Source organism: Kordia sp. E (assembly GCF_056033805.1).
On the sequence record NZ_JBRASR010000012.1, the window covers coordinates 1 to 5,410 of the forward strand.

2 protein-coding genes are annotated in these 5,410 nt (G+C 36.5%); both read right to left on the reverse strand.

The window, feature by feature from the left end:
• Window positions 1-4,804: choice-of-anchor L domain-containing protein (locus tag ACUUYC_RS25315; protein WP_474270617.1), on the reverse strand; the 4,804-nt coding region annotated here is incomplete at its 3' end.
• A 202-nt stretch (window positions 4,805-5,006) separates the two neighbouring features.
• Window positions 5,007-5,410, reverse strand: a 404-nt coding sequence (locus ACUUYC_RS25320) for a T9SS type B sorting domain-containing protein (protein WP_474269315.1), incomplete at its 5' end; no start/stop codon positions are given.

Genomic DNA, 5,410 nt, shown 5'->3' on the forward strand with positions numbered 1-5,410 from the left:
TGAAGTCTCCTGGGGTTTGTGTTCCATAGATCTCTGTCTGTGTCTGAGTAAGATCAAACATATCAAAGCCATCTAAACTTGACGCATCATCACACTCTTCTAAATCTGTAATCACCAGTGGCAATACTGGAATTGGCGTAACTGTTAATAATAATGGTGTGACAGTAAAACATCCTGTCACAGTATTGGTAGCCAAAACATAGATTGTTTGACTATCCATCATAATATTGGTATATGGAGAGGCAAGCGGGAATAGATTCATCTGTGCATTTTCTAGTGTCTCATGGAAACTATAATCTACATCAGGCTCATTGTTGATAATATCATTTACCAGATCATTTAAATCAAAGAGTTGGAATCCATCATTGTCCTCATCACAAATGTCAGCTGTTAGCATTCCATTTGGATCAAGGGTTGGACTCGGAAGTGGATTGACTCTAATATCAAAAGTAATGGTATTTTCACATGTTGTGGTGTCATTAGTGGCTCTTACAAAGATGGTTTGTACTCCAATCTCAGTATTGCTATACATCGTTGGATCCGCAATAGGAGTATCACTAGCTAGATCCACTGCATTGGCATAGTAATCAAGACTAATCCCTGGCGCGCTGTTAAGTAAGTCCTCAGCAAGAGACGTTAGATCAAATACTTCAATCCCATCATTAAGGCTAATGGCATCACAAGCTTCTAAACCTGGTAATTGTACAAGTGTTGGCAATTCATTGACAACAAGCGTTAGATTGGTCACTGTAAAACAACCTGTGGCTAAATCCTCCACACGTACCCAAATCACTTGTGGACTTGGTGGTATGTTACTGTAAGCGTTTGCATTGTTGATCTGACCTACACCAGTTCCTAAAACAGCATTGGCTTGTGTGTTATAATAAGAAATATCATGTGTTAATGGATCTTCTCCATTTAGAATGTCTGGTTCACTTTGAGTAAGATCGAACTGTGCAATCCCATCAGTATCCGTATCACATTCAGCAAGAATTGTTGCATCCATAGCAGCGATCTCAGGTGAATCATGAACAATAAGATCAAGCGATACTACATTGAAACATCCCGTAAGGACATTCTCCACACGGACATAAATTGTTTGAGTATAGGCATTGATATTGGTATAATTATCCGCTAAAACATTCACATTGTTATCAGCATCTTCTGGTGTTTCGTGATAAGTTACTGTTACTTGTCCTGGAATTACACCACCTGTAATTTGACTCTCAGTACTTCTGATATCAAAGATTCCAAAACCATCGTTGTCTGTATCACAGTATTCTAATGGTGTTGCAGGGAAAATAGTTGGTGACTCACTAACAACGATATTAAAATTAGTAATACTAAAACATCCTGTAGTTCCATTTTGAACACGAACAAAAATAGTTTGTGGATTGCTGATGTTTGTATATGGAGAGGCAAGTGGGTTTGTGTTTGTTTGTGCATCTACTAAATTGAGATAGTATTGTACAGATACACCAGTTTGTGTTCCGATGATTTGTGCACTTTGTGAATTTAGATCACTAGGAGCAATCCCGTCAAAAGGCTGATCACATACAATTAAATCATCAGGCATGTTGGCGATTGGATTCTCATTGATGATCAGATCAAAACTCATGGCTGTATTGATACATCCTGTCACGGTATTTATGGCGCGCACAAAAATTGTTCTAGGAAAAGAAGTGTATGGACCTGTAATAGGCGCTGTATCGGCTTGTGCATCAGCAAGTGATTCATGATACGAAACGTCAATATTAGCCTGTCCATCGATTACTTCGGTATCTTTAATGGTTAAATCAAATGTAAATTGATTGGCATCATCACTACAGACTATATAGTCTGTAATTGTATTTTGAGTTGGTAATGGATTTACTGTAAGTGATATATGTTCTCCCAGTCCAAGACATGCATTATCCACATCACTATCGACACGCACAACAATGTTCTGTAAGTTTGGTGATGCATCATTACGGTGATTACTGATATCTGCAATAGCATTGGTTTCTGCTAGTGCATCGGCAAAGTTTTCGTAGTATGTAATTGTAAGTGTTTGTCCAGTGGCTGGAAAGAGTGCATTGATTTGTGCTTGTGCAGAACTAAAATCAAAGGTAGCAACTCCATTGGTGTTATCACCATCCACTAAATCATCATCACAGACTTCATAAGCAATTTGAAATGAAGCAGGGATTTGAGTTGTGGCAACAGATAAGTTTACTTCTCCAGTTCTAGGACAGCCATTTACAGTTTCAATACGCACATATAGAGTTACAGCATTTGTACTTGAATACGCAGTTGGATTAGCAATAGCACTAACACCATCCATAGCATTCATTAGACTGGTATGATAGGTGAAGGTTTCATTTGCAGAGTCAGCAGATAAAAGTGAATTGGCTTCTGTTAGATTAAAATCAGAAACACCATCGGTATCATCATCACATTGACGAAGTTCAACAGGTTGTAAGATTATAGGAAGTGGATTGACCACTACATCAAAGGATGTAGTTTCAAAACAGTTTGGATTGTCATTGTTTTCAATACGCACGAATACTTGATTCCCACCAGCCATTGCGTTGATGTATGCATCAGCAAGTGCGTTCATATTATCATTGGCATCGTTTAGATTTGGATGATATGAGACTGTAAACTGAGTAGGATCTTGTGTGCCTAACACCTGCGGATCAATTGTAGTAAGATCAAAAGTTGAAAACTCATTGGTGTCATCACCATCGATAGCATCATCACAGAGTTCATAAGTAGCAATAGGATTTGCAGTTGGTTGATCGAACACATCGAAATCAAAAGAAGTAGTAGCAAAACAATCTATATTGTCATTATTTTCAACACGAATAAAAATTGTTTCCAACGTATATGCAGCTTGATTGGTGTACATTCCAGCGATTGGATTCATGTTTGTATCAGCATCAGCCTGAGTAGGATGATAAGTGACAGAAAACTGAGTGGCACTTTGAGTTCCTAACGCCAGTGCTGTAAAATCATCCAAATTCAACGTAGAAAAACCATCATTATCATTATCACAAATCAATTGATCATCAATAACATTGGCAATAGGTAATGGTTGAACTATTGTTAAAAATGTGGTTGTATCATAGCAGCTAGGATTTTCTATACTTTCAATGCGTACCACAATTTGATTTCCACCTGATGTAGTATTTATATATGAAACTGATACAGCAGCGGTATTAGTATCTGCATCATTTTGATTTTCATGATATGTAATATTATATAACGTAGGATCTTGCGCACCTAATACCTGTATATTTATTGTAGTTAAATCAAAAGATGTAAAACCATTTTGAGAATTTCCATCAATAGCATCATCACACAATTCATAATTTGAAACCACATTTGCAGTAGGTTGATCAGCCACATTTATGGTGAAACTATCAGTGACAAAGCAATTACCGACAGAAGTATTTTCTAAACGAATATAGATCGTTTCTTGTGTGTAAGCTGTTTGATTTGTATATGGACTTATCAAAGCATTTAAATCTGCATCTGCATCTGCCTGTGAAGAATGATAACTTACTGTAAAAGTACTGAAAGGACCTGTTGTACCAGAAATCATTCCATCAAATGCTGTAAAATCAAACCAAAAAAAACCATCATTATTATCATCACATTGAACTAAATCACCAGGTGTTGCAACTATAACAGGATTGTCAACAAATTCAACAATGATCTCATCATTAAGATCGCAACCTCCAGGAATGACTATTTCAACAGCATACAATCCTGGTTCTGTCACTGATAGTGTAGCTCCTGTTTCTGTTGTAAGTTCATCTCCATCTTTGAACCATGTATATACTGCTCCAGCTGTGGATACTCCTGGGTCTAATAAAATAGTATCACCATCACATCCAGCTGTTTGTAAAGCCAATGTTCTATCTTGACCTAAATCACCTCCAATATTAAAACTACCGCCATCTATAAATATTGCTGAGTCAAAACTTTCATCTTGATTTTCAGCAATTACTAATTTAATTGAATATGTCTCACCTGGAATCACGGCTGATTCTGCTGTAAGTGTTATAGTTTGCCCATTAAAATCTGTATCACCAGAACCACTTAGTGTAGTATCGTAAAATTCGGGTAATGCAAATGATCCTAATTCTCCAGGTGGGCAACTGATTAAATTATGAATGTTAGTAACACTAACAGGAATATTTGTCCCAGGAATTACGGCCAAATTTTTACCACCTAAAGTAACAAGGATGTCTGGTGTTGAAGGATCTGCATCATGATTGTAACTTTGGGTTGATGAAATCCCTGGACCACTTAGAATAAATGCAAATGCATCAGCATACTGACAAGGAAAGTTATTTGTATATTCTTCTGAAGCCATAAGATACCGAAAGCTTAATCTATCTGTTAAAGGTGTAAATTGAAATTCTACAACAGTAGCATTAAAAGTTTGACCTAATGGTACTTGAAGTAATGCAGCAATATCTGCATCTCCTGTCCAACCTATATTTCCAAGACTTAAATCTTCATCATTTGGACCTGGAATCTCAACTAGATTACTTGTTGTCAACACAACTCCTTCATCAAAAGGAAAGTCCGATCCGTTTCTGTTAAAATAGCCATAACTTTGAAACCCATTCCCTGCTATATCACTATTATTAGGGCTAATGACATTATTTGCACTTGCACACGGACTGTTTATCAGAATATCATTAACTAGTTGATTTAAACTATTTGTTGTACCATCTACTGTAATTTGTGCGGAAGCAATATTTAAAGCAAGTAAAGCTAGAATGTATAATAATACAGTTAGTATTCTCATAATATGAGTAAGTTTGGTATGTGTGCAAAAGGGAAAGCACACTGGTTCGGTTTCATATAAATAACAATTAAAAACCCTAAAACCCTACTTTTAAAAGAGGAATCATCTAATTAGAGAAAGTATATTACGACTTGATATAGTACAAATAAAAAAACCGAAGGTAGTATTCCTTCGGTTTTTCTTTTTTTTATTTCTGTGTAAATTATCTCTTAAGTGTAAAATGATTGATAAACTCTTTTGGAGTTCCATCAAATGGATCTACATATTCCACTCTAAACCAATAATCAGCTGACGGCATAATGTTTCCATTGAAAGTTCCATCCCATCCTGGTCCAGCAGGACTAATCTGTTTTAAGAGCTTTCCATACCTATCAAAGATATAAATCTTCGCCGCTGGTTGATTTTGCAGTCCAATGATATTCCATGTTGGGTTGTACTCATCACCATTTGGTGTAAAGAACTGCATAAAGTCTATCAGCCCAAAGGTCTTAACAATCTCTCCACATCCATTGGTATCTCTTACCGTAATAGTATGCTGTCCTGATTGCAGGTCTGTGAATATTCCATCAGTTTGCCAAGCTCCATCATCTAATTGATACTCATAAC